This window comes from Vibrio sp. SCSIO 43133 (assembly GCF_023716845.1).
GTDB lineage: Bacteria > Pseudomonadota > Gammaproteobacteria > Enterobacterales > Vibrionaceae > Vibrio > Vibrio mediterranei.
The window spans coordinates 848236-871438 of record NZ_CP068025.1 but is presented as its reverse complement, the minus strand read 5'-3'; the positions used below and the strand labels follow the sequence as shown (position 1 = coordinate 871438).

23 protein-coding genes are annotated in these 23203 nt (G+C 43.6%); 17 read left to right on the top strand and 6 right to left on the bottom strand.

The features are described from left to right. Positions 1-10: 10 nt before the first annotated feature. Entirely contained in the window at positions 11-490 is a 480-nt protein-coding gene (gene napF / locus JKJ11_RS20775) for a ferredoxin-type protein NapF (protein WP_124941315.1), read from the bottom strand. A gap of 240 nt (positions 491-730) precedes the next feature. Between napF and narQ the strand changes: the two genes are divergently transcribed. Both narQ and JKJ11_RS20765 read left to right on the top strand, forming a co-directional pair. Continuing rightward, a complete protein-coding gene (gene narQ / locus JKJ11_RS20770; protein ID WP_252039936.1) occupies positions 731-2455 on the top strand; it encodes a nitrate/nitrite two-component system sensor histidine kinase NarQ in 1725 nt (574 codons plus the stop codon). Further along, positions 2442-3074 carry a response regulator gene (locus JKJ11_RS20765; protein ID WP_006069402.1) on the top strand — a complete coding sequence of 211 codons (633 nt, stop codon included), beginning with the start codon at positions 2442-2444 and terminating at the stop codon, positions 3072-3074. The genes narQ and JKJ11_RS20765 overlap by 14 nt, the downstream gene beginning before the upstream one ends. A 71-nt stretch (positions 3075-3145) precedes the next feature. On the opposite strand, the gene JKJ11_RS20760 is transcribed toward JKJ11_RS20765, so the two are convergent. Beyond that, positions 3146-4567 (bottom strand): glycoside hydrolase family 1 protein, encoded by a 1422-nt coding sequence (locus JKJ11_RS20760; RefSeq protein WP_038227121.1) that lies wholly within the window; start codon positions 4565-4567, stop codon positions 3146-3148. Positions 4568-4814: 247 nt separating this feature from the next. Here JKJ11_RS20760 and JKJ11_RS20755 point away from each other — a divergent pair, with 247 nt between their 5' ends. The 15 genes from JKJ11_RS20755 to JKJ11_RS20685 all read left to right on the top strand — a co-directional run bounded on the left by JKJ11_RS20755 (position 4815) and on the right by JKJ11_RS20685 (position 20754). Further along, complete coding sequence (locus JKJ11_RS20755) at positions 4815-5531, top strand: GntR family transcriptional regulator (protein WP_006069404.1); 717 nt, start codon at positions 4815-4817, stop codon at positions 5529-5531. 112 nt (positions 5532-5643) lie between these two features. After that, positions 5644-7191: a glutamate synthase-related protein gene (locus tag JKJ11_RS20750; protein ID WP_031493132.1), complete on the top strand. Its 1548-nt coding sequence runs from the start codon at positions 5644-5646 to the stop codon at positions 7189-7191. 145 nt (positions 7192-7336) lie between these two features. Next, positions 7337-9409 carry an ATP-dependent helicase gene (locus tag JKJ11_RS20745; RefSeq protein ID WP_252039935.1) on the top strand — a complete coding sequence of 691 codons (2073 nt, stop codon included), beginning with the start codon at positions 7337-7339 and terminating at the stop codon, positions 9407-9409. Between the two features lie 3 nt (positions 9410-9412). Then, positions 9413-10315 (top strand): AraC family transcriptional regulator, encoded by a 903-nt coding sequence (locus tag JKJ11_RS20740; protein ID WP_006069407.1) that lies wholly within the window; start codon positions 9413-9415, stop codon positions 10313-10315. Between the two features lie 136 nt (positions 10316-10451). Further along, entirely contained in the window at positions 10452-11624 is a 1173-nt protein-coding gene (locus JKJ11_RS20735; RefSeq protein WP_252039934.1) for a MerR family transcriptional regulator, read from the top strand. A 260-nt stretch (positions 11625-11884) separates the two neighbouring features. Beyond that, entirely contained in the window at positions 11885-12094 is a 210-nt protein-coding gene (locus JKJ11_RS20730) for a hypothetical protein (RefSeq protein WP_252039933.1), read from the top strand. Positions 12095-12290: 196 nt separating this feature from the next. Then, positions 12291-14462, top strand: coding sequence for a catalase/peroxidase HPI (katG, locus tag JKJ11_RS20725; RefSeq protein ID WP_252039932.1), 2172 nt, complete (start codon positions 12291-12293; stop codon positions 14460-14462). Between the two features lie 210 nt (positions 14463-14672). Further along, on the top strand, positions 14673-15059 hold the full coding sequence (gloA, locus tag JKJ11_RS20720; RefSeq protein WP_006069411.1) for a lactoylglutathione lyase: 387 nt from the start codon (positions 14673-14675) through the stop codon (positions 15057-15059). 10 nt (positions 15060-15069) lie between these two features. Next, positions 15070-16167 (top strand): alkene reductase, encoded by a 1098-nt coding sequence (locus JKJ11_RS20715; protein ID WP_006069412.1) that lies wholly within the window; start codon positions 15070-15072, stop codon positions 16165-16167. A gap of 133 nt (positions 16168-16300) precedes the next feature. After that, positions 16301-16576 (top strand): nitrogenase-stabilizing/protective protein NifW, encoded by a 276-nt coding sequence (locus tag JKJ11_RS20710; RefSeq protein ID WP_031493892.1) that lies wholly within the window; start codon positions 16301-16303, stop codon positions 16574-16576. A 179-nt stretch (positions 16577-16755) separates the two neighbouring features. Beyond that, positions 16756-17568 (top strand): hypothetical protein, encoded by an 813-nt coding sequence (locus JKJ11_RS20705; protein ID WP_031493891.1) that lies wholly within the window; start codon positions 16756-16758, stop codon positions 17566-17568. A 59-nt stretch (positions 17569-17627) separates the two neighbouring features. After that, complete coding sequence (locus JKJ11_RS20700; RefSeq protein ID WP_038227111.1) at positions 17628-18791, top strand: BamA/TamA family outer membrane protein; 1164 nt, start codon at positions 17628-17630, stop codon at positions 18789-18791. Between the two features lie 53 nt (positions 18792-18844). Next, positions 18845-19174, top strand: coding sequence for an HPF/RaiA family ribosome-associated protein (locus JKJ11_RS20695; protein ID WP_031495720.1), 330 nt, complete (start codon positions 18845-18847; stop codon positions 19172-19174). Further along, entirely contained in the window at positions 19167-19703 is a 537-nt protein-coding gene (locus JKJ11_RS20690) for a hypothetical protein (RefSeq protein ID WP_252039931.1), read from the top strand. The genes JKJ11_RS20695 and JKJ11_RS20690 overlap by 8 nt, the downstream gene beginning before the upstream one ends. A gap of 154 nt (positions 19704-19857) precedes the next feature. Continuing rightward, on the top strand, positions 19858-20754 hold the full coding sequence (locus JKJ11_RS20685) for a LysR substrate-binding domain-containing protein (RefSeq protein ID WP_006069418.1): 897 nt from the start codon (positions 19858-19860) through the stop codon (positions 20752-20754). Positions 20755-20837: 83 nt separating this feature from the next. On the opposite strand, the gene JKJ11_RS20680 is transcribed toward JKJ11_RS20685, so the two are convergent. From JKJ11_RS20680 to JKJ11_RS20665, 4 genes are all read right to left on the bottom strand, one after another. Beyond that, positions 20838-21356, bottom strand: coding sequence for an MAPEG family protein (locus JKJ11_RS20680; RefSeq protein ID WP_252039930.1), 519 nt, complete (start codon positions 21354-21356; stop codon positions 20838-20840). Between the two features lie 94 nt (positions 21357-21450). After that, a complete protein-coding gene (locus JKJ11_RS20675; protein WP_006069420.1) occupies positions 21451-22446 on the bottom strand; it encodes an HlyD family secretion protein in 996 nt (331 codons plus the stop codon). Positions 22447-22450: 4 nt separating this feature from the next. Beyond that, positions 22451-22771, bottom strand: coding sequence for a DUF3302 domain-containing protein (locus JKJ11_RS20670; RefSeq protein WP_038227107.1), 321 nt, complete (start codon positions 22769-22771; stop codon positions 22451-22453). An 11-nt stretch (positions 22772-22782) separates the two neighbouring features. Beyond that, a complete protein-coding gene (locus JKJ11_RS20665; RefSeq protein WP_124941306.1) occupies positions 22783-23187 on the bottom strand; it encodes a glycine zipper family protein in 405 nt (134 codons plus the stop codon). Positions 23188-23203 lie beyond the last annotated feature (16 nt).

Sequence of the window (23203 nt, the reverse complement as noted above, 5' to 3'; positions counted from 1 at the left end):
TTGCTTCGAACTAGACATTACTCACCGAGATAGAAGAACTCGGACATACAGAAACACATGCTCCACATCCATTGCAGTCCCCTAACTCTAATTGGGGTAAAGCGACACCGCCCACTCTTAACTTGAAAGTGATAGCCATAGTTTCACAACTATCACCACAACTACGGCACTCGATGTTGTTTTGCGCTAAACATTGAGTGTCGATCTCTGCTTTTGCGTTCCAAGGTGTGGCGTCTCTATCATTAAATATAGGCTCTGGACAGATTTCTGCACACTTGTAACAAAACGTACATTCATCAATTGAGAAGTTGACCGCAGGATAGCCACCATCACCGCTCTTGATAATTTGCGTTTCACACACGTTAATGCATTTACCACAACGAGTGCATTGGTCAGTGAACGTTGCTAAATCCTTTACCCAAGGGAGCCTAGCTTGCTTAGTATTGATCTGCTTTCTTGTGAAAAAGCGACGCTTGGAAATATCAACCATTCATCTCACCAATAAAAACTGTCTACAGAAAGTCTAGTTCAAAAAATCTGTTAACAATCTTTAATTTACATTCATATAAATTGTAAGTTTGGACATAATTGGATAAATACCTCTTAGGGGTTAAATAGGGGCCATCCTTGTTTTGGATCAATAAATTACCGACAATAGATAGCGATAGTGTGAGTCCGGTTTTCGGTACTTATGAATAGATTGAAACAAGTGAAGTGAGATTAGTGAGTCATGAAGAAGCCGAATAAATCTGTAACCGGCACAATAGCGAAAGCAATGATACTCATCTTGTTGCTTTCCTTAGCAACAACGAACTTTGCTATTTTGACGTTAGCATCTAGTTTAAACGATGCTGAGGCCGTCAACGTTTCCGGTTCGATGCGAATGCAGAGTTATCGATTAGCCTATGATATGCAATCAGATTCGCCACTCTATTATTTACATGTCGAGCAGTTTGAGCGTTCCCTTTATTCTCCTTCAATGAAAGCCCTGCAGTCATGGGATGTGCCTGAGAAAATCACGCAGGATTATTACAATCTCATTATCCGTTGGCATGAACTCAAATCTGTACTGTCCAGTGACGATAGAGAACAGTATCTATTGCTAGTCGCTGATTTTGTGGACCGTATAGACTTGTTTGTATTAGAGCTTCAAGAGCATTCCGAAAACAAGTTAATCCGTTTGGCATGGGCTGGCGGAGTTGGTTTGGGCGGAATTCTACTGGTGGCTGTGTACGTCGTACTGTTTGTAAGAAAGCAAATTGTTCGACCTTTGGGGCAGCTAATTTCTGCCAGTGAACAGATTCAAAACCGTTCGTTTGATGTCGAGGTTGATGTTCGTTCTGACAATGAGCTCGGGATCTTAGGTAACGCATTTAGAAATATGGCCAAAGACCTTGGCAAGTTATATCGTGGATTAGAACAAGCGGTAAATGAAAAAACCCATAAGCTTCAACATGCACACCAATCACTGCAAGTGCTTTATCAATCGTCACAAGAACTAACAGCAACCCGAATTTCCCATGAGAACTTCCGAGCCATATTAACTTATATCTACAGTGTTGAAGGTATTTCAGCGGTAGAAATCAAAGTTTCTGAGGTGGAAGGTAATCCTTGGATTGCTACGGAAGGTACTTTCAACGGGAAAGCGGAACGGGTAAGGCCATTGCACTTGGATGGTGAAGAACTGGGCCAACTCAGATATCAAGTAGGCTTACCTTGTCCAGATGAAAAATTAATAGATAACTTCGTTCAAATCTTATCGCGAGCGATTTACTACAACAAAGCTCAACGTCAAACCGAACAGATTATATTAATGGAAGAGCGGGCGACGATTGCCAGAGAGCTTCACGATTCACTCGCTCAGTCACTGTCTTACTTAAAAATTCAGGTTACACTACTAAACCGTTCTATCTCTAAGGAATTAACAGACTCGTCATCAAGTCGCTCTCAACTAGTGTTGAATGATATACGTGAGGGATTGGATAACGCCTACGTTCAGTTGCGAGAATTGCTGACGACCTTCCGACTATCGATTAAAGAAGGGACGTTTGGTGAAGCTATTACTGAGATGCTTCATCAATTGGATGAACAAACTGAGGCTGAGATAGAGCTCGATAATCAAATGTCGTCTTTGGAGTTAGGAGCAAACGAACAAGTCCATATCTTACAACTTATTCGTGAGGCCGTACTTAACGCGATGAAGCACGCACAGGCCTCATTTATAAAAGTGACTTGTTTCGAAGATGAAAATGCCCTTGTTACTGTTAAAATAAAAGACGATGGTGTAGGGTTCGACCAAAATATAAAGAAATTAGACCATTATGGTATGAGCATTATGAAAGAGCGTGCAGCTCGACTTAATGCAGAACTTGCTATAAATTCCGCCGAAAACGATGGTTGTGAGGTGGTATTAACGTTTCAAAGAAGTAAGGAGCCACTAAGTGAGCGAATGTAAAGTCATGTTAGTCGACGACCACCCTTTAATGAGGCGTGGTATTGGACAGTTACTCAGCTTTGAAGACGATTTTGGGATTGTTGCGGAAGCCAGCAATGGCTCGGATGCAATTGCGCTGGCAAAAGAACATGAACCTGACTTGATCTTACTCGATCTTAATATGAAGGGTATGTCAGGTTTGGATACGCTCAAAGCACTAAGAGAAGATGACTTTCAGGGACACATTGTCATTCTTACCGTCTCTGATATTCCAGCGGATATCGATGCCTTAGTAAAAGCGGGAGCTGATGGGTATCTACTTAAAGATACCGAGCCAGATGAAATCATTGAACTGCTTCGTGGGCTGACATCAGGCAATAAAGCTTTCAGTTCTGCCATCGAGAAGTACCTTGAAGAAAGAGCCAATACCAGTGATGTTTTCGCGACACTGACTGAGCGTGAAATGCAGATTCTTCAAGAGGTAGCGAAAGGGTTTAGAAACAAGCAAATTGCCGACCGACTGTTTATTTCGGAGTCAACAGTTAAAGTGCATATGAAGAGTTTGCTGAGAAAGCTGCAAGTCCCTTCAAGAACCGCCGCCACCATTCTTTACTTAGAGCGCTTTGGTGAAATTAAGTAATCATGGCGTAGCCAACTTCTCGGTTGCGATAACAAAAAGGTCTAGCTCAAGCTAGACCTTTTTTGTGAAATCTAAAGAGTTTCACCGTTAGATTCAATGACTTTTTGATACCAGTAGAAGCTGTCTTTTTTGTAGCGTTTCAGTTCTTTTTCACTCTCTTCATCACGGTCAACATACACGAACCCATAACGCTTCGCATAGCCGTTTAACCAACTGAACAAGTCCTGATAAGACCAAGTACAGTAACCAATAACTTCACAACCATCGTCAATCGCATCTCCAATTGCTTCTACGTGCGCTTTTAGAAAGTCAATGCGGTAGTCATCATGAACTTTGCCATCTTCCGTTAGTGTGTCATAAGCACCAAGGCCGTTTTCGCTAATAAGAATTGGAAGGTTATAGCGTGATGTAATGCGGCGAAGGGCGACGCGCAGTCCCTCAGGATCAATGGCCCAGTTCCAATCAGTCATTTTTAGATGTTCGTTATCAGCGCGTACGTAGTATTTGTCTGTTGGGATAGCCGCAACATCGGAAACCACAGAGACTTGAGCAGCATTACCTGTTTGAGCGGTCTCAGCTTTATTTTCTGGAGCAACAAACGTAGCGGACTGATAGTAGTTTAGTCCCATGAAGTCGCAGATACCGGCTTTTAGCAGCTCTTTGTCACCATCTTGAAAGTCGATATGAATACCAAGTCGTTCTAGAAGCTTCAGGCCAATCTTTGGATATGCGCCTTTTGCGTAGACATCCATCCAAAGCAAATCTTGGATTTCTTGTGCGTTTTCAGCCGCGATGACATCTTCTGGAGAAGCAGTTTTAGAGTAGGTTGGGCTATAAGCGAAGCTCGCTCCGATCTGACCCGGCAGGCCCATTTCCTTGAATCGTTTTACCGCATTAGCATTTGCAAGACTTGCAATGTGGTTAGCATTAATAAAACGCTGATAATCGGAAACCTTTGGTGGATGGATTTTTTGAACATAACCAAGACTAGTAAAGATGTTTTGCTCGTTCATACAAACCCAGTACGGTACTTTTTCACCGTACTCGGTAAACAGGACTTCACAGTACTTGGTAAAGTCAGCCAGAATCTTACGGCTTTCCCAACCTTGGTATTCATCTTGTAGGGCTTGAGGAAGATCCCAATGGTAGATTGTTAGGATCGGTGTGATACCACATTCGATAAGTTTATTAATAACGTTGTGATAGAACTCGATGCCTTTAGGATTAATAGTACGGCCATCAGGCATGATGCGCGTCCAAGCGACTGAAAAGCGATAAGCTTTTAAACCCATTTCGCGCATCAACTCAATATCTTCTTCGTACTTATGGTAGAAGTCGATCGCTACTTCCCCCGTGGTGTCTTTGAATGTGTTGCCAGGTACACGAGAGTAGACGTCCCAAATGGAGTCACCTTTACCGTCTAAGTTAGCTGCGCCTTCAATCTGATACGCCGCAGACGCACTGCCCCATAGGAAATTCTCTTGAAATGCCATTATTACTCCAGTTTTAAATACTAATCTCTTTAACGTGATATTATTAAAACCATATGGTTTTACAAATATTTCTGCTCAATATGGTGATTCTGATCACCTTTATTGGCGATTTATGATGGAGTTTAGAATGAATTAAATATGGTTTTGTATCGTTGCTTGTTTCTTGATACAGAAGGAAGTACCCTTGGGGCAAAGAGTAAAGGCAGGTTATTTGCCGATGTATATTGGATAGCATAGGCATTGATAAATGATTAAATATCAGGGCATTTATAGTGAAATGAAGACACGTATTCTTTCTGGAGAGTACTCGTCGGAGGAAAAACTCCCAGATGGCAGATCGTTGGCCGCGGAGTTTGAATGCAGTGAAATAACCATCAAAAAAGCCATGGACTTCTTAGTGAAAGAAGGGCTGGTAGTACGTAAGCGCGGAGCTGGCTCATTCGTCAAACAAAAGCCTGATGCTGTATCTGACTCTCATTTACTTGGAACCAAAAAACGAGCCCAAGATAAGGGTAAAACTGTTCACACTCGCGTTGTTAAGTTCAGTTCGGTGCCCGCAAACGCGTTGATAGCGGAAAAACTAAAATGCAACGTTGGCGATCCAGTTTATGACATAACGCGAATCAGAGTATTAGATGGCGTGCCATCAATCGTTGAGTATATCTATCTGTCAGCAAAAATTGTCCCTAGCTTAGCTATCGAACATGTCAAAGACTCGATATATGGCTACATATCTGACAAACTGAAGCTTACTATTCATAGCGCTAATTTACGCATCACGATTGTCAACGCTAACGTTGAAGAGGCGGACTACCTCAGTGTTCCTATAGGGGAACATCTAGTGAATGTGGCCCAAAATGCCTATCTAGATAACGGACAAATCTTCGAATATTCAGTGGCTAGGCACATTTGCGATAGTTATGAGTTCTCTACGACATATGTAAAGAGTGATACTCAGCTCTAACGTTTCCAACGTGATGCTCTGTCGATTCTTTGGACGTATCTTATCGTTGGTTTTTTGACCTATGCTTATCGTTACCCCTTCATAGAAAGTGTGGATAACAAGGATAAGCATTATGAGCAAACCAATAATTGCCGATAACAAGCCGATAAAGGTTGAGCTAGAAGGTGGACAAGAGCATTACTTTTGCACTTGTGGACGTTCAAAAAACCAACCTTACTGCGACGGTTCACATGCAGGAACGGAGTTCAAACCACAAAGCTTCAGTGCTGATAAATCGGGCGATGCGTATTTGTGTCGTTGCAAGCACTCAGCAAACCTTCCATATTGCGATGGCTCCCACAAACAGTTTAGTGATGAGCAAGTTGGTCAAGAAGGGCCTGGTGTGAGTCAAAAGGCGAGTGATGGGCCCGTTGCGGTTAAAACGAAAGAAGAACCAACAGTCGAACTCATACATCAACTTGCCCGTGAAGGGCTGTCTAAGCTTGGACATCATGGCCCAATGACGTCAATGGGCGTGCCTAGGCATTTGTTACCCCACTGGGATGACATACAAGTTATGGTTGCTCAAATGGCTACGAAACCTCTACTTGAAGACGTTGCCGTTGGGACTGAATTGGTCATTGGACCTAAGGCTAAGAAGCCGCTGAAGCTTAACATTCCTTTATTTGTTTCGGACATGAGTTTTGGTGCTCTGTCAGAAGAAGCAAAGGTATCATTAGCAACGGGGGCGGAGTTAGCCGGTACAGGTATTTGTTCGGGTGAAGGGGGGATGCTGCCAGAGGAGCAAGCGGCAAACTCGCGTTATTTCTATGAGTTAGCGAGTGCAGGGTTTGGCTACGATGAAAGTAAACTCAAATCGGTGCAAGCGTTTCATTTCAAAGGCGGACAAGGGGCGAAAACTGGCACCGGAGGCCATCTTCCCGGTAACAAGAATATCGGCAAAATTTCTCAAGTTAGAGGTATTCCTGAAGGAGAACCCGCTATCTCTCCTCCGACATTTAAAGATCTGAATACGGCTGAAGACTTCAGACGATTCGCTGACAGAGTGAGAGAAGTTACGGGAGGTATTCCTATTGGGTTTAAATTGAGTGCAAACCATATTGAAGAGGACATTCAGTTTGCGCTTGATGCCAGTGCGGATTACATCATTCTCGACGGTCGAGGTGGGGGGACGGGTGCGGCTCCGGAAATGTTCCGGGATCATATCAGTGTGCCAACTATTCCAGCCCTAGCCAGAGCGCGGCGTTATCTGGATCAGCAAGGTGCGAGTGGCAGGGTTACGCTGATTATCACTGGTGGTCTTCGTGTACCGATGGATTTCGTTAAAGCACTCGCATTAGGTGCTGATGGGGTCGCGATATCAAATAGTGCAATGCAATCTATCGGTTGTGTCGCTGCGAGAATGTGTAACACCAATAATTGCCCTGCGGGCATCGCAACGCAAAAAGCCGATTTGAGGCAACGACTCAATGTTGAAAAAGCATCCCATCAATTAAAAAACTTCTTTGAGGCGTCGGTGGAACTCATGCAAGTGATGGCGAGAGCCTGTGGTCATGATGATTTGAGTAAGTTCAACAAACACGACCTTGCTACTTGGAATCATAATATGGCACGGCTTTCCGGCATTGCCTATGCTGGATATGAAGAGGGTTCAACCTAGTATCTAACGCCTTATTATTCAGCTGGACGAACTCACCATTTGTCCAGTTGAGTACCACACAGATCGCATACTTATACTTTTACTGTATATAAAAACAGTATCCATGCTAATCTTATACTGTCCAAGATAGTTAGATGAGCACACCATGGCACAACCCATCACTCTTAATCACCAACAACAGCTCGCCGTCGATTTTGGTATGCCAAAATCAGGCAATACGAGTAACCACTCCCCGCTACTTATTATTGCTGGCGCGGGAACGGGCAAGACCAATACCTTAGCTCACAAAACGGCTCAGCTATTAGTTCAAGGTGTACCGCCAGAGAAAATCTTGTTGGTGACGTTTGCTCGCAGGGCGTCTGCTGAGCTGGCTTCTCGCGCGAATCGAATTGCAGAGCAGCAGCTTAATGAGCAGCGTATACAATATCACCCAGTCAAGCTTGATTGGATGGGGACTTTTCATTCTATCGCCGCAAGAATGTTGCGTGAACATGCTGCCCTTATCGGCCTCGAAAGTGATTTCACCATTATGGATAGAAATGACGCAGCGGATATGTTGGATGTGCTGCGGTTTGAGCTTGGCTTTACCAATACCGATAGACGTTTTCCAAAAAAGAAAACCTGTTTAGAAATATATTCTCGTTGCGTGAACAGCCAAACTGCTGTCGAAGAGGTTGTCGCGCAATATTTCCCATATTGTGCAGAGTGGAACTCTGAACTCAAGATATTGTTTGCTCAGTATGCGGAGCAGAAAGCGGAACAATTCTGTTTAGATTACGATGATTTGTTACTTTACTGCTTCCATATGGCTCAAGTGCCAGAGATAGCAAATAAAGTGCGAGCTCAATTCGATTTCATATTGGTCGATGAATACCAAGATACCAACTTACTTCAGGCGGGCATGCTCAAAGCCTTCTTTCCTGATGGAAGAGGGTTAACCGTGGTCGGTGATGATGCGCAATCCATCTACGGCTTCCGAGCGGCGAGTGTCGACAACATTCTGGAATTTCCACAACAGTTTTCTCCGCCTGCAAAAGTCATTACGCTCACAACCAACTATCGCTCACATCAAGGTATTTTGGATTTATCCAATCAACTACTTAATGAAGGACAAGAAGGTTATAAAGTTGAGCTACATTCGGAGCGAAAACAAGGGCCTAAGCCTCAACTTGTCACAGTGGAAGATGACGCTAAGCAAGCGGAATATATCGTTGAATCTATTCTAAGAGCGAGGGAAGAGGGCATTGAGTTGAAACGACAAGCTGTGCTGTTTCGCTCTAGTTATCATAGCGACAGATTGGAACTTGAGTTAACGCGCCGTGACATTCCTTATGTTAAGCATGGTGGCCTGAAGTTTCTTGAAGCTGCTCATGTTAAAGATCTTCTTTCTATTCTTCGCTGGGCTGATAATCCAAAACACACCATATCTGCTTTTCGAGTGTTGAAATTGCTTGCTGGTATTGGCCCGAAAACCGCTAACAATATCATCGAGCATTTAAAGGCGCATCAATATCAGTTCAGTGCGCTGTCTGATTGTAAAGTCCCGATGTCGGCAAGAGTGGAGTTTAAAACGTTAGTCGAATCTCTACTCACGATAAACAGTAACGCTGTACCGTGGGCAGAACAATTGAGCCTTCTTGCAACTCTCTATAGCCCATTATTAGAACTGAATTACGATGACCATTTTGTTCGTTGGGGTGATGTCGAGCAGCTTGTAATGATTTCCGGTCAATACAGCACGCGTGAACGGTTCTTGACTGAGTTGACTCTTGACCCACCGCAGTCGACTGGTGATTTAGCAAGCAACCCTAAAATCGATGATGACTTTTTAATTCTCTCCACGGTACACAGTGCGAAAGGGCAAGAGTGGCAAAATGTTTATGTTCTCAATGTCGCTGATGGCAACTTCCCTAATGAATATGCAGTGGGCGACAAACGAGCGTTAGAAGAAGAAAGACGCTTACTGTATGTAGCCATGACGCGTGCTAAGCAAGAACTGCATCTCATGCAGCCGATGAAATATTGGGTACCTGAGCAACAGAGTTGGGGTGATAAGCATGTGTATGGAGGCAAGAGCCGTTTTATGACGGACTCGTTGTGTGAACACTTAAACCGAGTGCACTATCCGAAAATAGCACCGGATTCTCAGGATAAAAAAATCGCTGCGAAAGCGATTACCGATATCCGTAAAACCGTACTTGGAATGTGGAAGGACTAGGCGATGAAGACTGACTACCACAAACGACTACGACCGGTAATTCGTTATCTAGAAAGTCACTATGACAATCCTACAAATTTGGTACAGGTAGCAGAGAAAGCACATTTGTCACCGTACCATTTCCATCGAATATTCAAAGCAGTGGTAGGAGAGACGCTGAACGACTTTATTCGTCGATTGAGACTAGAACAAGCCGCTAACGAGCTGTTCTATAACAAACCAGACATCACCACGGTGGCATTAGATAGTGGCTTCGCGAGCTCTCAAAGCTTGGCAAAAGCCTTTAAAAAGTACTTTGGAATCACGCCAACGGACATTCGCAATTGCCGTGATATGGAGGAGTACGGCTGCTTGATGCGAAACAGCAAGATTGGACACAAGCTTCGCAATAATGGACACGAGAATAGCGAAGCCGACCTCTATACTGAAGCCGAATCAAAAACATGGAGCACAATGATGGATATTAAAACTTTTGAATCTGGTCAATTAGCTTACGTGCGAGTGACTGGCCCATACGGAGAAAACTATGAGCCTGCAATCGATACACTTTACACATGGGCAGGCCCAAAAGGTCTAGCTGGGAACACCAGTATCTTCGTTTATCATGATAACCCAGAGATCACCCCAGCAGATAAATGCCGAACCGATATTTGTTTGTTGGTTGAGTCAACTGTAGACGTATCTAACGGTGTCGAGTTGATGTCATTTGATGGCGGTAAATACGCTTGTATTCGCAAAACGATTACTGAAAAGTCGCAATATGGACCTGCGTGGGAAGAGCTGATGGGGCAAGTTGTTGAACAGCAGCTTGATAGTGACGATAGACCCTGTTTCGAACTTTACCATTCCTATAATCTGGAAACGAATACAGCAGATGTGAGTTTCTGTACTGCAATCAAAGCATAACGTCATTTGTAAAAAGGCACGGACAGCAGTATGAACAGTTCGTGTCTCCCTCTTTTTTCTTCACTTTCCTCATTGACCTGTCTATAACTTTATAGTTTAAAGTGGTTAATCATCTAGACAGATAGAGGCATTGGATTTGTATCGAATCTCAGAGTTAGCAGCAATGGTCGGCTTGTCACGAACGGCTTTACTTTACTATGAAAAGCAAAAGCTGATTTCAGGTAGACGGCTAGAAAATGGCTATCGTGTTTACAGCGATAAAGATGTTCAGCGAGTCCGTTTGATTCAGAAGTTGCAGGCAGGAGGATTGACACTTAAAGAGTGTAAGGCCTGCTTAGAAGCTAAGGTGGATCGAGAGCTACTCAAGAACCGACTGCAAGTCCTACAACAAGAAATTGAGCAAAAACAGCAGTCGTTGCAATTACTCGCGGCGTTACTTGGGGAAGGTGACCTTAAAGCTTGGCATGGTGATTTGGACAAACTGGCTCCTGATGCTCACTTAGATTGGTTAATTAAGCAAGGGTTTAGTGAAAAAGACGCCTTGCACTTGAAATGGTTATCAAAAGATATGAACGAACACGACGAATACATGGCCGATTTTATGAAGGTTTTCCAGACATTAGAACGCTGGGGGCCAGGTAGTGAAGAGGACACAGCAAAGGCACTGAATTTACTACCGACGACGCCACGAAATATCCTTGAAATTGGTTGTGGTAAAGGTCTAGCCACAAAAGTTCTGGCAGAGCAAAGTAATGCAGTTATCACTGCTGTTGATAATGAGTCGACAGCGCTCGAACGTCTTTCTGAACGTTTTGCTGAGCAAGGATGGCAAGACAGGCTCAAGACAGTTACTGCGAGCATGACTGAGCTACCATTCGACAAACAGAGCTTTGACTTGATCTGGGCAGAAGGAAGCGCTTACATCATGGGAATCGAAAAGGCTCTAATGGATTGGAAACCTTTGTTGAAACAAGAAGGCTATCTGATGGTGAGCGACATGGTATGGAAAACGACATCACCGAGTGACGAATCGAAACAGTTTTGGAGCCATGAATACCCAGACATTCAACTTGTTGAGACACGGTTAGCGCAAATGAAAAAGGCAGGTTATGAAGTGATCGATAACTTCGCGCTGAGTCAATCTGGGTGGATGAACTATTATGGTCCATTGGGTGAACGAGTTGTTGAAATGACGTCCGAAATGTCCAATAAACCCGCATGGAAAGATATTCAACACGAAGTCCATATTTGTACTCAATATTCTGATGAGTTTGGCTACCATTTATTCCTTCTAAAAAAGAGTAATTAATCTTTATTAGCAATAAGCTAATAGCGTATTTTAGTTATCTTCACCACTCTCCCAATAATCTTGCATGTTTTGCTTTAAAACGTGCAAGATTCTTATCTGCCTTTTTATATTTCATTTCTAAAAAATCTACTTATATTGAATCTAACTTTAGTAGTTAACGCATCGATAGGTTTTCCCTATCCTAGAAATAGGATAAGCCCAATGGTGTAAACGGCTGGAGCGCACTATAGTTTGCTTAGTAACGGCAAAGGAGGTGTTTCATGAAAGCGAACCCTTATAGTGATATGGTTTTTAGCTCATTTGGAGTTAAGAGTGCTGTTCGGACGGAGAACTACAACCAAGGCACGTTCGAGCATAACAATCGAAAAAGCGTTGGACGTTTAACTGACGACAACAACGAACGGAAGAGACTTGAAACGGAAGTCTATGGTTACTGGGATTATGATAGTGACTATATTATAGCGGTGTAACTCAAACCTCTACTAATAAATGGATGGTCACATTGTTTATATTTAGGTAGTTAATATTTGATTGAATTCGGTGTAATGAAATATTAATTACTAATAAATCCACAGTTGAAGCTGGGTAATTGCTTGGCTTCGCTTATTTAAAAATAGTGTGCTTGTCGTAATCGTTAAAAGTTATAAATAAAATCGGTGAAATATTATGAAGCAAGAAAATACAACTACTGGCAAATGTCCAGTTATGCATGGAGCAGTTACCTCTTCAGAAGGTTCTAATGTTGCATGGTGGCCCAACGCACTTAACTTAGATATTTTGCATCAGCACGATGCTAAAACGAATCCTCTAGGACAAGCGTTTGATTATCGTGAAGCGGTAAAAACGTTGGATTTTGACGCATTGAAGCAAGACGTAACAGCATTAATGACCGATAGCCAAGAATGGTGGCCGGCTGATTGGGGCCATTACGGTGGTTTAATGATTCGCATGGCATGGCATTCAGCCGGCTCTTATCGAATTGGCGATGGCCGAGGTGGTGCGAGTACGGGTAACCAAAGATTTGCCCCCCTAAACTCTTGGCCAGATAACGCAAACTTAGATAAAGCACGTCGCCTTCTTTGGCCAATTAAGCAAAAGTATGGCAACAAAATTAGCTGGGCTGATCTTATCGTTTATGCGGGTAACATTGCTTACGAATCGATGGGGCTAAAAACCTACGGTTTCGCATTTGGTCGTGAAGATATCTGGTCGCCAGAGAAAGATATTTACTGGGGCGCTGAAAAAGAATGGCTTCAAGACAGTAAAGGTAAAAACAGTCGATATTCTGGTGATAGAAATTTAGAAAACCCATTAGCTGCGGTCATGATGGGCCTTATCTACGTGAACCCTGAAGGTGTTGATGGTCAACCAGATCCACTCAAAACCGCTCAGGATATGCGAGTCACTTTTGCTCGAATGGGAATGAATGACGAAGAAACCGTGGCCCTGACGGCTGGTGGTCATACAGTTGGTAAAGCACACGGTAACGGTAACGCTGCCGAACTTGGTGAATCTCCAGAAGGAGCGGATATCTCTGAGCAAGGTTTAGGTTGGAACAACCATCAGTCTCGTGGTATCGGTCGTAACACTGTAACTAGTGGCATTGAGGGCGCTTGGACTACACATCCAACTCAGTGGGATAACGGTTTCTTCGAAATGTTGTTATCACATGAGTGGCAATTGACTAAGAGCCCAGCAGGCGCATGGCAATGGGAACCTGTTGCGATTGATGAGGTAAATAAGCCGGTAGACGTAGAAGATGCAAGCATCCGATACAATCCTATGATGACTGATGCCGATATGGCGCTAAAAGTGGACCCAGAATATCGTAAGATCTCTGAACGCTTTTACAATAATCCAGAGCAGTTCTCCGAGGTGTTTGCTCGCGCTTGGTTTAAGTTACTCCACCGTGATATGGGACCATCATCAGTTTACATTGGTCCAGAAGCGCCAACTGAAGCGCTAATTTGGCAAGATCCTGTTCCTGCAGGTTCAACGGATTATGATATTGAAGACGTAAAGGAAAAAATCTTAGCGTCAGATTTAAGCGCAACGGAAATGATTACAACGGCTTGGGATAGTGCACGTGCATATCGCCAGTCAGATAAACGTGGCGGGGCTAATGGGGCTCGAATCCGTCTAGAGCCACAGCGTACCTGGTTAGGAAATGAACCAGAGAAACTGAATAAGGTTTTGCCTGTTCTTGAGCGTATCGCTGTCGATACTGGCGCAAGTGTTGCTGATGTGATTGTGTTAGCGGGTAATGTGGGTGTAGAGCAAGCAGCAAAACTTGCTGGGTTCAATGTGAACGTACCCTTCGCTCCAGGTCGAGGTGACGCAACCATAGAGCAAACTGACGTCGAATCTTTTGAAGTTCTAGAACCTCTTGCAGATGGTTTCCGAAACTGGCAAAAACAGCATTATGCTGCAACACCGGAAGAGATGTTGTTAGACCGCGCTCAATTGATGGGGCTAACCGCACCAGAGATGACAGTTCTCATCGGTGGGATGCGTGTGTTAGGGACTAACTATAACGGCAGTGCCCACGGTGTCTTCACTGAGCGTGTTGGAGTGTTGAGCAACGACTTCTTCGTTAATCTTACAGACATGAACTATCAGTGGAAGCCAACAGGCCGAAACTCCTATGATATCGTGCATCGTTCTAATGGTGTCGTGAAATGGACTGCGACGCGTGCTGACCTTGTATTCGGTTCTAACTCGATACTAAGAGCGTATGCTGAGGTCTATGCGCAAGATGATAACAAAGAAAAGTTTGTTACCGACTTTGTTGCTGCGTGGACTAAGGTAATGAATGCTGACCGTTTTGATTTGAAATAACTAAGATAATGTGGCCTTGCTAATGTGCAAGGCCACTTTCTTTTCTCACTTTTTCTATCTCCTTAATCATTCCAAAAAATTATCAAAATTATAATATTAGATAATTTCACCTACTTTCCCATTTGCCTTACTCTAGCGTCAGTTGGAAATAACCATTTAACGTTGTTGGCTTGTTTTACTGCGCTGACAAGAGTTCTGCCGAGGGGTTACATGAAAGTTTTACACACCATGATTCGAGTCGTGGACTTAGAAAAGTCCATCAAGTTTTATTCTGAAGTGCTTGGCATGAAAATGTTGGATCGTTTCGAAAATGAAGAGTATCGCTATACGTTAGTCTTCGTAGGCTACGAAGGTCAAGATGCAGGTTCGACTATTGAGTTAACTTACAACTGGGATACAGACAACTATGACCAAGGCAACGCCTGGGGACATATTGCGATTGGTTGTGAGGACATTTATGCAGCGTGTGAGCGTATTGAGCAACTTGGTGGCAACATTACTCGCGCTCCTGGTCCTATGAAAGGTGGCGAAACGCACATCGCTTTTGTTAAAGATCCAGACGGCTATTCAATTGAGCTTATTCAAACGAGCAAATAGGGGTATCGCAATGACAGATTCAATGTTTCAACCAATTCAGCTTGGTTCATTAACACTAAAAAACCGCATCGTAATGCCACCTATGACTCGCTCTCGTGCGACTCAACCTGGTAACTCTGCTAACGATATGATGGCCGAATACTACGCACAGCGCGCGTCTGCTGGTTTAATCGTTGCCGAAGGCACACAAATTTCACCAATGGGACAAGGTTATGCTTGGACTCCTGGTATTTATTCAGACGAGCAGATCGCGGGTTGGAAAAAAGTCACTGATGCCGTACACGCAAAAGACGGAGCTATCTTTGCTCAGCTTTGGCACGTTGGTCGCGTCACACATCCAGACAATATTGGTGGCAAGCAGCCTATCTCATCTTCGGCTCTAAAAGCTGAAAACGTAAAAGTATTTGTGGATAATGGCTCGAACGAACCTGGCTTTGTTGATGTGGTCGAGCCTCGTGCGATGACAAAAGAAGATATTCAAGAAGTCGTTGGTCAATACCGTCAAGCAGCACTAAATGCGATCGAGGCTGGTTTTGATGGTATCGAATTGCATGGTGCAAACGGCTATTTAATCAACCAATTTATTGACTCTGAAGCAAACAACCGTGATGACGAATACGGTGGTCCAATCGAAAATCGTCTTCGCTTTTTAGATGAAGTCGTCGCAGCTGTCGTAGATGCGATTGGTGCCGACAAAGTAGGTGTTCGTCTTGCGCCATTTACTTCACTTAACGGCACAGTCGATAAAACGCCAATTGATACTTACACTGCTGCGGCTCGCGTATTGGAAAAACACCACGTAGTCTATATGCACATTGCAGAAGTCGATTGGGATGATGCCCCAGACACACCAGCGGAATTTAAAACCGCAGTAAGAGAAGCGTACCAAGGTACGATCATTTACGCTGGTCGCTACAACCAAGAGAAAGCCGAAAAAGCACTGTCTGACGGTATTACTGATATGGTAGGTTTTGGTCGTCCGTTTATCGCCAACCCTGACTTACCGAGTCGCCTAGAACACGGTTATCCGCTAGCAGAGCATAATCCAAATACTTTGTTTGGTGGTAACGAAGTGGGCCTATTAGATTACCCAGAGTACCACGCGTAATTGTTATTTGTTGTATTTAAGCCCAAAGCGCCGAGATGTGCTTTGGGCTTTTTTACTTTTGTGACAACCAAACGCAGCTTTAGTACAATCCTTTGCCTGTTCATTTGTATTAATTTTTGTAGACCTAGGACCGATGAGTTTCACTGACATTCAAAGCAAGCTTACCGAATTTACCTCTATCGAGCAGGTGTTCGAGTACTTTGAGGTTGAGTTTGACAGTAAATTTGTCGAAGAGTATCGCTTACCTTTATTAAAACGGTTCAATGGCTACTTGATTATGCAAAAGCCAGAAGACTGGTTTGCCGCAAGACGAGTCCTTCGCAATGCCTACTGCAAAGTTCAAAGGGGACGACTCGATCCACATACTCGTTCAGCTTGTCGTGGATGTACTTCCTGCATCAGACGATAATAATCATTTGTAATCCTTCCGAATGTTACAAAGCTAAAGCGCTGATAGTAAAGTGTTTTAGTTGATTTTAATATTGATTAAACCAGACTAAATCCACTATTAAACTCTCCTCCATCGATCATATATCGGCTAATCCTTAAGATTCTCATCAACAGTTAATCACTACGAGAATTTATCCGATGAAATCAAAAAACCTTCTTTCCACCCTTGTTATGACAACGCTAATGTCTGGCTTTGTTTCAAACGCGGTCGCTGCTAACGCAAGCGATGGTGTACAAGACATGTCTGACCCTTTAGCAGTGTACACACAAGCGGGAGCAGGGCTGACGGATAAAGGCTTAAACGTAAAAATCGGTCGAGCTTATGACACCGGGAATGACGACACGATGGCTATGAACGTATTGGAGATTAAAGGCTTTGCCGGTAGCTCATTAGGTTGGTCTGGTACCTCAGAACGCGATGATTCTGTCGACTCAGTTCGTTTCCGTAATTTCACCATTAACACGACAAACGGTCTTGGTCGACAAATTGATTTGAATTACAACGTCGAACAAGAAGCATTGAACACCTCTTATAGTTTTATCCAAGCGCTACCTAAATGGGGTGGGTTACAACTTTATCCATTAGCTGGTGTCGGCGTTCAGGTCAAAAACGGCAAGTTTACTGGTGATAAAGTTGAACAGGTATCTTCGGGCCAAGTGAACCCAGACGATCAATACATCGGATATACCTTACCTGGCGTCTATGCCGTTGTTGGTGGCTATAGCAAATATTCAATTACAGACAAGTTGTGGGTTAACTATAACCCAATGTGGGTCACGCCTTTAGCGGGCTCGCAAGCTTGGACGGATGCAGGTTCTGTTTTTACTAATGAGTTTGTAGTTTCTTACCAGTTCACTCCACGTTTTAACGTTCGTTACTTTGCTAACTGGACGCACGATCAATCCTATTTCGATGGTGATCAACGTGTCGAGTTCAACTATCAGTTTTAGTCGAGTCGTTTTGAGAACGTCCACTAAGTAAGTTAAGAAGATTGTTTAAGTAGGCTCCAATGAAACTCGCTAATTCTTTATTTTTACTCTCACTAACGCTAATTGGGACTAGTGCTCAAGCTACATCTTTCACAGACCCAATTGATGGTCAGTTGGACATGGGAGACTACTTAGCGGAAAACGCGTATGGCTTCCTCCCTGTGCCCATTCTGATCACTGAACCTGCGGTGGGGTATGGCGGTGGAATGATGGGAGTATTCTTGCATGAATCTGATGCTCAAAAAAAGAAGCGTAAAGAATTAGCCCTAAAGTCACTTGATGGTGGAGCCAAGCTTCTTACTCCAGCGATTACCGTTGCAGGGGCGTTTGGTACTCAAAATGGCACGTGGGCGGGTTTTATCGGTCATAGGCATACCTGGAACAAAGACAGCATTCGCTATTTAGGCGGCGCCTTTTATGGTGACATTCATATGAATTTCTATGCTCCGTTTGCGAAAGATGACGCATCAGGTTTTGAAATGGGCATGAATGGATATGGTGTTATCCAGAAGTTGCAGTTTCGAGTGGGTAAATCACCCGTCTTACTTGGTGTGAGTCAAAAGTTCGTTTCCCCAGAACTGAGTATTGTGGAGCCAAGCAAAGCGAATCAGGTGGCTAATCGGTGGTTGAATATGACGCCGACGGTATCAGGTCTGGGGGCGATTGCTGAATATGACACCAAAAACAACTTCTTATATCCAACGGCTGGTGGAGATTATAAAGCGGAATACATGGTATTCAGTGAGCACCTTGGTAGTGACTACGACTTTCAAACATTTGCCGCAGAAGGCACACAATATTTCCCTGTTAGTCAAAAATGGAACGTGGCATTAAAGGGTAAGTACAACACTTTATCGACGGATGAGAGGTTGCTGCCTCCTCCGGCGTACCCTGATATCGAGCTTAGAGGTATTGCTAGAAATCGATATCAAGGCACTTCAACAGCTTCAATCGAATCACAGGTCACTTATAGCTTCACAAACCGCTGGTCGAGTTCGGTATTTGCCGGGGTTGGTTCTGCTACCGATGCGACTAATGAGCTATTTAGTGACGGAAATCACTATGCCTACGGAGTGGGCTTCCGTTATTTGATCGCCCGTCGTTACGGCTTAAAAGTAGGAATAGATGTCGCGAAAAGTGAAGAAGACAATGCGCTCTATTTTCAAGTGGGTACCGGACTTTAGGATCCAAATAACACCGTAATTATTATTAAACCAAAGCTTAAAAGGTAAGTATCATGAACATTCATTTTAACACACAAAGCATTGTTTTATCGGAAAGCATGCGTTCACATTGTGTCACCAAAGCAGACCATTTATTCGCAGTGCACCCACAGGCAACGGAGATTTTCGTCTCGATAATCCACCACCGCTCTTATGGGCAATATGATGTTGAGCTTAAAGTTCACGCTGAGCATCAATGGTGTTTCGTTAAACACTCTGGTGATGAGTTCTACCATGTCGCGGCTGAAGCATTTTCTGCTATGACGCATAAACTTCAGAAACAAAAAACGAAAGCAAAAAGAGAGCTTAGAGATCATTCATTGGAGGTGGAGCACGATGAGTAGCCATAACTTAACCTATGACCTATTGGAGTGTGGTCGTTGTCGTCAACGTGTCATGCTTACCAGCAAAAGTCGCGGAGAGCTACAATGTTGTGGTTTCCCAATGCGCAATGTCACTTATGATCGACTTGGGCATTACTTGGATTTGTCACTAGCACAAAAATCATCATTGGCTCAATGCTTGAGTACCATCGAAAGTAAACTAGTGCAAAGTGATTCTTCCAATAAAGAACTGACTCATTTGAAAGAGCTAATTAACCGCCAACAGGCTGTAGCAGGCAAGTTCGCGCAACTATTAATGGGTATATCAGATGAGCCGACAAGTATGTCGAAGTCTTTCATGAATGTCATTGATGACCTCTACCTTTCTTCGTTAAACCTTTATCCTAGCTTTTCTTTGGAAGCAAAAAGTGAAGCAAATATAGAATACGTAAGGCTTTTTGATGAGGCAACAGAGCTCGATAAGGAAACCATCGCGTTGTTAGAAGACACCTTGTATAGAGTAGAAAAAAGCCCTCAGTCTACACCATAATGCTGACTTCAAATAAACAGAAATCATTGACTCACCACGTGTAAAGACAGCTATAACTAATAGCTGTCTTTTTGTTTCCGCAATTAGTCATTCGTAATTTGATTTGAATGGACTATGTTTAATTTAGGCGAATCAGACAGATAGAGCGGAAATAATGGATCTAAATCTCCTTAAAACCTTTGACGCGGTTATTAAGTCGAAAAGTGTGAACGAAGCGGCCGAAGTTCTCAACATCACTGCTCCAGCGGTCAGTCATGCGCTTAATAGGCTTAGAGATGAATATCAAGACCCGCTATTTATTCGTCAGGGAAGAGGCATCGTACCTACTAATTTTGCTATTGAGCTTCACAACGAGATTCAAGAGCCGCTTAGCCTGTTGCTGAATGGGTCCAAATCACGTCAAGACTTTGATCCTGAGTTAAGCCAACGTACCTTTCGCATTTCTAGCCATAAAGACATCGACCTAATCGTTGTCCCCCCTTTGGTTCGCTATAAAAATGTGCATGCACCGAATGTCACCATACAGGCAGACATTGAACATTTGAATGAGCAAGACCGACACGACGACCTGAGGCGTCGTCGTGTGGACGTAATATTAGCGACGGTGCCATTAGAGGATAGGGGCTACCACAATGAGGTACTCTTTGATCAAGAGTTGGTGGTTACCGTAAGTAAAGATCATCCAAGGATACAAAGTGAATTGACGATGGAGGATTTTCTTAGAGAAAGCCACATTACTTGGAAAACTCAACGTCTTAATACCAATACACTGGACTCTGTAGCGATTGACGTCGCGCTTCCGCCACGACAAGTCGCATATTCCACGGGCTCTGGTGCGACGGCGTTGGTTATGGCTGCACAAACAGATTGGCTTGCTGTCAGTGGTCAATGGCAAGCGGAACAGCTTGCAGAGTCTCTCGGACTAAATGTCTTTCCAATACCATTTGAAACTCAGAAAGTTCCGGTTTACATGACGTGGCATCAGTCCCAAAAAAACGACAAAGGACATGAGTGGTTTCGGCAAGCGATAGTGTCATCGCTTGACCTGTAGACAGTAAAGCGACTTTACAAGACCTCAATTAGATAGCGACCTAACAGTGGTCGCTTTTTGGTGTGAATGCTGACGAAAAGTAGTTAGAAAATGACGGCAGTGAGTAAGGCTAGCAATAACACTGCTGACGAATAAAAGGTTAGTGCGAAGCCAAATGAGCGTGCTGGTGCTCCGTGCTTATAGCCAGTTGCAAACAGGACTCGGCCTAAAAGGAAAAGAGCTGAGCATATTGGAACCGCAGAAAGCCAAAGGCTGGGCGCCAGTGTACTCCATGCAAAGTAGATGGGCAGTGCTATGACAAGTTGTTCAAGGGTGTTCTGTATGATGCTCTGTAAGATACGTGCTTGTTGTGAGCCTTGAGTGAGGCCACTACCATCAATATCTTCTGCGCTAAAAAAACGATGTTTAGCTAGTCGCCCAATGGATATGAGTAGAAATAACGTTGGTAGAATAAACGAGTAAGACAGAACTTCGAAGCGATTTGTATTGTCATCAAAACTCAATGGGTTTGAATAAATCGCATAGCCTATGGATGCCAATGAAAGGAACAAAGCCAGCCCCATGCCTTTGGCTACGCCTTGCTGTTTGGTTGAAAGTGCCATTAAGTCGCCCTTCTATGTAATTATGAAGGGCTGAAAACAGCCCTCTCTTTGTGATTGAAGTCGTGTTGGGTATATATGTCCCTGAATAATAAAGTTAACCTTCAAATAACCAGTTCTGCCAACTTTGCATTCTTAAAATCACTTTACGAACAATACTGAACATCTCCCATTTAGGTGAATAAACCGCAACATGAGCATCAGTGCCTGAAGGTATTGGCATACCTTGCAAAAGTGACGGGTTGTCCAATTCAACTTTTACTAAGATCCTACCGTTATGAGGTATCTGTTCTGGATACTTCATGATGCCAGATGGAGTGATTGCACCTTGAGCAAATATATCGTTTACCTGTACCACATGGGCTTTATACGCGTGACCTGGAATAGTATTAAAGGTCACTTCTGCCGGATAACCAGCTTTAATATAGCGCGCAGGCGCTTGTTTAAACGCAGCAAATAGTTGTTTGTCTTCTTTATGTACGAACGTTAGATTACCTTGAAATGGAACAATACGGCTTTTCATGCCTGGGCGAAGTGCCACTTGAGTTACGTAGCCATCAGTAGGCGCTTTTACAGTAGTTTTCGCTAAGTTAAATTTCGCTAACTCTAACTGAGATTGATATTTGCTTTGGTTGGCTTTTTGTTCCAACAATTGAGTTTCGATATTGTCGATATTCTCTTGCGATGAAAACCCTTTCTTACCGAGTTTCTGGTAACGAACCAATTCTGATTCATAAAATTCAATGGCAGAAGATGTTCGTTGAATGTCGCTTTCTATACGGCTCACTTTATCTTGGAAAGGCGTTTTATCGATTTGATAAAGTGGATCACCAGCTTTCACCTGTTGGTTGCCTTTCACATAGACATCGGTAATTAACCCCTCAACTTGTGATGTGATAGGAGTCGTGACGCTGTATAAACGAGCCATACGAGAAACCGGTTGATACATCGCCATATAGAGAAAGATCCAACCTACGATAAATAACCCAATAACGCTGGCCGTTGTTAGCGTCCATTTATTTTTAGGCACTTTAAAAGCTTTAAATACAATAACGCAAAGTGCTGCGTAACTCAGGATGATGAGCGTTTCCATTTCGTTACTCCTTGATTGATTTTTCAAGAGCATCAATGCGTTCAACTAATGCTTGATATTGTTTATCGGAATGGGCTGAACGAGCCCCTAACCACTGCTGTTTATCACCGTCATACATGGTTGCCCATACCCAAAGCACAGGCCACATAACATGGAGGAAAAACAAACTAATCCAACCAGCAACATGAATCGCATCGGCATGTGGATGATTACGTTTTTTGGCAATCTCATAAGGAATATCGTGCAAAATGATCAATCCATAGATCAGGATTAGAAGCACAACAAACAAAATCGCCAGTGATGCATAATCTAGAGTGAGGTTCATAGTCTCCCCCCTTAGTTTAAAACGTTGTAGCCACGGCCAACCATGCACTGCTTCATGACACTATCAACATCGTGTTGATATTTGGCTTCACTGTATTGTGCTTCAGCACGGTGGTGGAGTAAGCCACCTACCAGACCAACCCCTGCACCAACTTTGGCGCCTTTAGAACCGTGGCCGCCGGCAATGGCTGTACCTGCTGCGCCTAATGCGGCAGTGCGGGCTGTGCTTCCCACAACGTCGCGACCTAAACTATTGACTTGATTGCTTTGAACCTGGGTCGATAGTTGTTGGCATTCGTACATATCAGCGTTGTATTTTTCCATATCGACACCTTTGGTATCGACAATAACGTTAGCGAACGACGTCGCTGAATAGATGGCAGTAAATAAAATGAAAAGGCTGCTTTTGATGTTCATAATGGTCTCTCTAACT

Excerpts from the sequence above, each read along its gene's own strand:
- JKJ11_RS20670 (WP_038227107.1), bottom strand. The coding sequence starts at position 22,771 with ATGAACCTCACTCTAGATTATGCATCACTGGCGATTTTGTTTGTTGTG.
- JKJ11_RS20665 (WP_124941306.1), bottom strand. The coding sequence starts at position 23,187 with ATGAACATCAAAAGCAGCCTTTTCATTTTATTTACTGCCATCTATTCA.
- JKJ11_RS20680 (WP_252039930.1), bottom strand. The coding sequence starts at position 21,356 with ATGGCACTTTCAACCAAACAGCAAGGCGTAGCCAAAGGCATGGGGCTG.
- JKJ11_RS20695 (WP_031495720.1), top strand. The coding sequence starts at position 18,845 with ATGAACATTCATTTTAACACACAAAGCATTGTTTTATCGGAAAGCATG.
- JKJ11_RS20730 (WP_252039933.1), top strand. The coding sequence starts at position 11,885 with ATGAAAGCGAACCCTTATAGTGATATGGTTTTTAGCTCATTTGGAGTT.
- JKJ11_RS20690 (WP_252039931.1), top strand. The coding sequence starts at position 19,167 with ATGAGTAGCCATAACTTAACCTATGACCTATTGGAGTGTGGTCGTTGT.
- JKJ11_RS20685 (WP_006069418.1), top strand. The coding sequence starts at position 19,858 with ATGGATCTAAATCTCCTTAAAACCTTTGACGCGGTTATTAAGTCGAAA.
- napF (WP_124941315.1), bottom strand. The coding sequence starts at position 490 with ATGGTTGATATTTCCAAGCGTCGCTTTTTCACAAGAAAGCAGATCAAT.
- JKJ11_RS20710 (WP_031493892.1), top strand. The coding sequence starts at position 16,301 with ATGAGTTTCACTGACATTCAAAGCAAGCTTACCGAATTTACCTCTATC.
- JKJ11_RS20755 (WP_006069404.1), top strand. The coding sequence starts at position 4,815 with ATGATTAAATATCAGGGCATTTATAGTGAAATGAAGACACGTATTCTT.
- JKJ11_RS20715 (WP_006069412.1), top strand. The coding sequence starts at position 15,070 with ATGACAGATTCAATGTTTCAACCAATTCAGCTTGGTTCATTAACACTA.
- JKJ11_RS20750 (WP_031493132.1), top strand. The coding sequence starts at position 5,644 with ATGAGCAAACCAATAATTGCCGATAACAAGCCGATAAAGGTTGAGCTA.
- gloA (WP_006069411.1), top strand. The coding sequence starts at position 14,673 with ATGAAAGTTTTACACACCATGATTCGAGTCGTGGACTTAGAAAAGTCC.
- JKJ11_RS20760 (WP_038227121.1), bottom strand. The coding sequence starts at position 4,567 with ATGGCATTTCAAGAGAATTTCCTATGGGGCAGTGCGTCTGCGGCGTAT.
- katG (WP_252039932.1), top strand. The coding sequence starts at position 12,291 with ATGAAGCAAGAAAATACAACTACTGGCAAATGTCCAGTTATGCATGGA.
- JKJ11_RS20740 (WP_006069407.1), top strand. The coding sequence starts at position 9,413 with ATGAAGACTGACTACCACAAACGACTACGACCGGTAATTCGTTATCTA.
- JKJ11_RS20705 (WP_031493891.1), top strand. The coding sequence starts at position 16,756 with ATGAAATCAAAAAACCTTCTTTCCACCCTTGTTATGACAACGCTAATG.
- JKJ11_RS20700 (WP_038227111.1), top strand. The coding sequence starts at position 17,628 with ATGAAACTCGCTAATTCTTTATTTTTACTCTCACTAACGCTAATTGGG.
- JKJ11_RS20675 (WP_006069420.1), bottom strand. The coding sequence starts at position 22,446 with ATGGAAACGCTCATCATCCTGAGTTACGCAGCACTTTGCGTTATTGTA.
- JKJ11_RS20745 (WP_252039935.1), top strand. The coding sequence starts at position 7,337 with ATGGCACAACCCATCACTCTTAATCACCAACAACAGCTCGCCGTCGAT.
- narQ (WP_252039936.1), top strand. The coding sequence starts at position 731 with ATGAAGAAGCCGAATAAATCTGTAACCGGCACAATAGCGAAAGCAATG.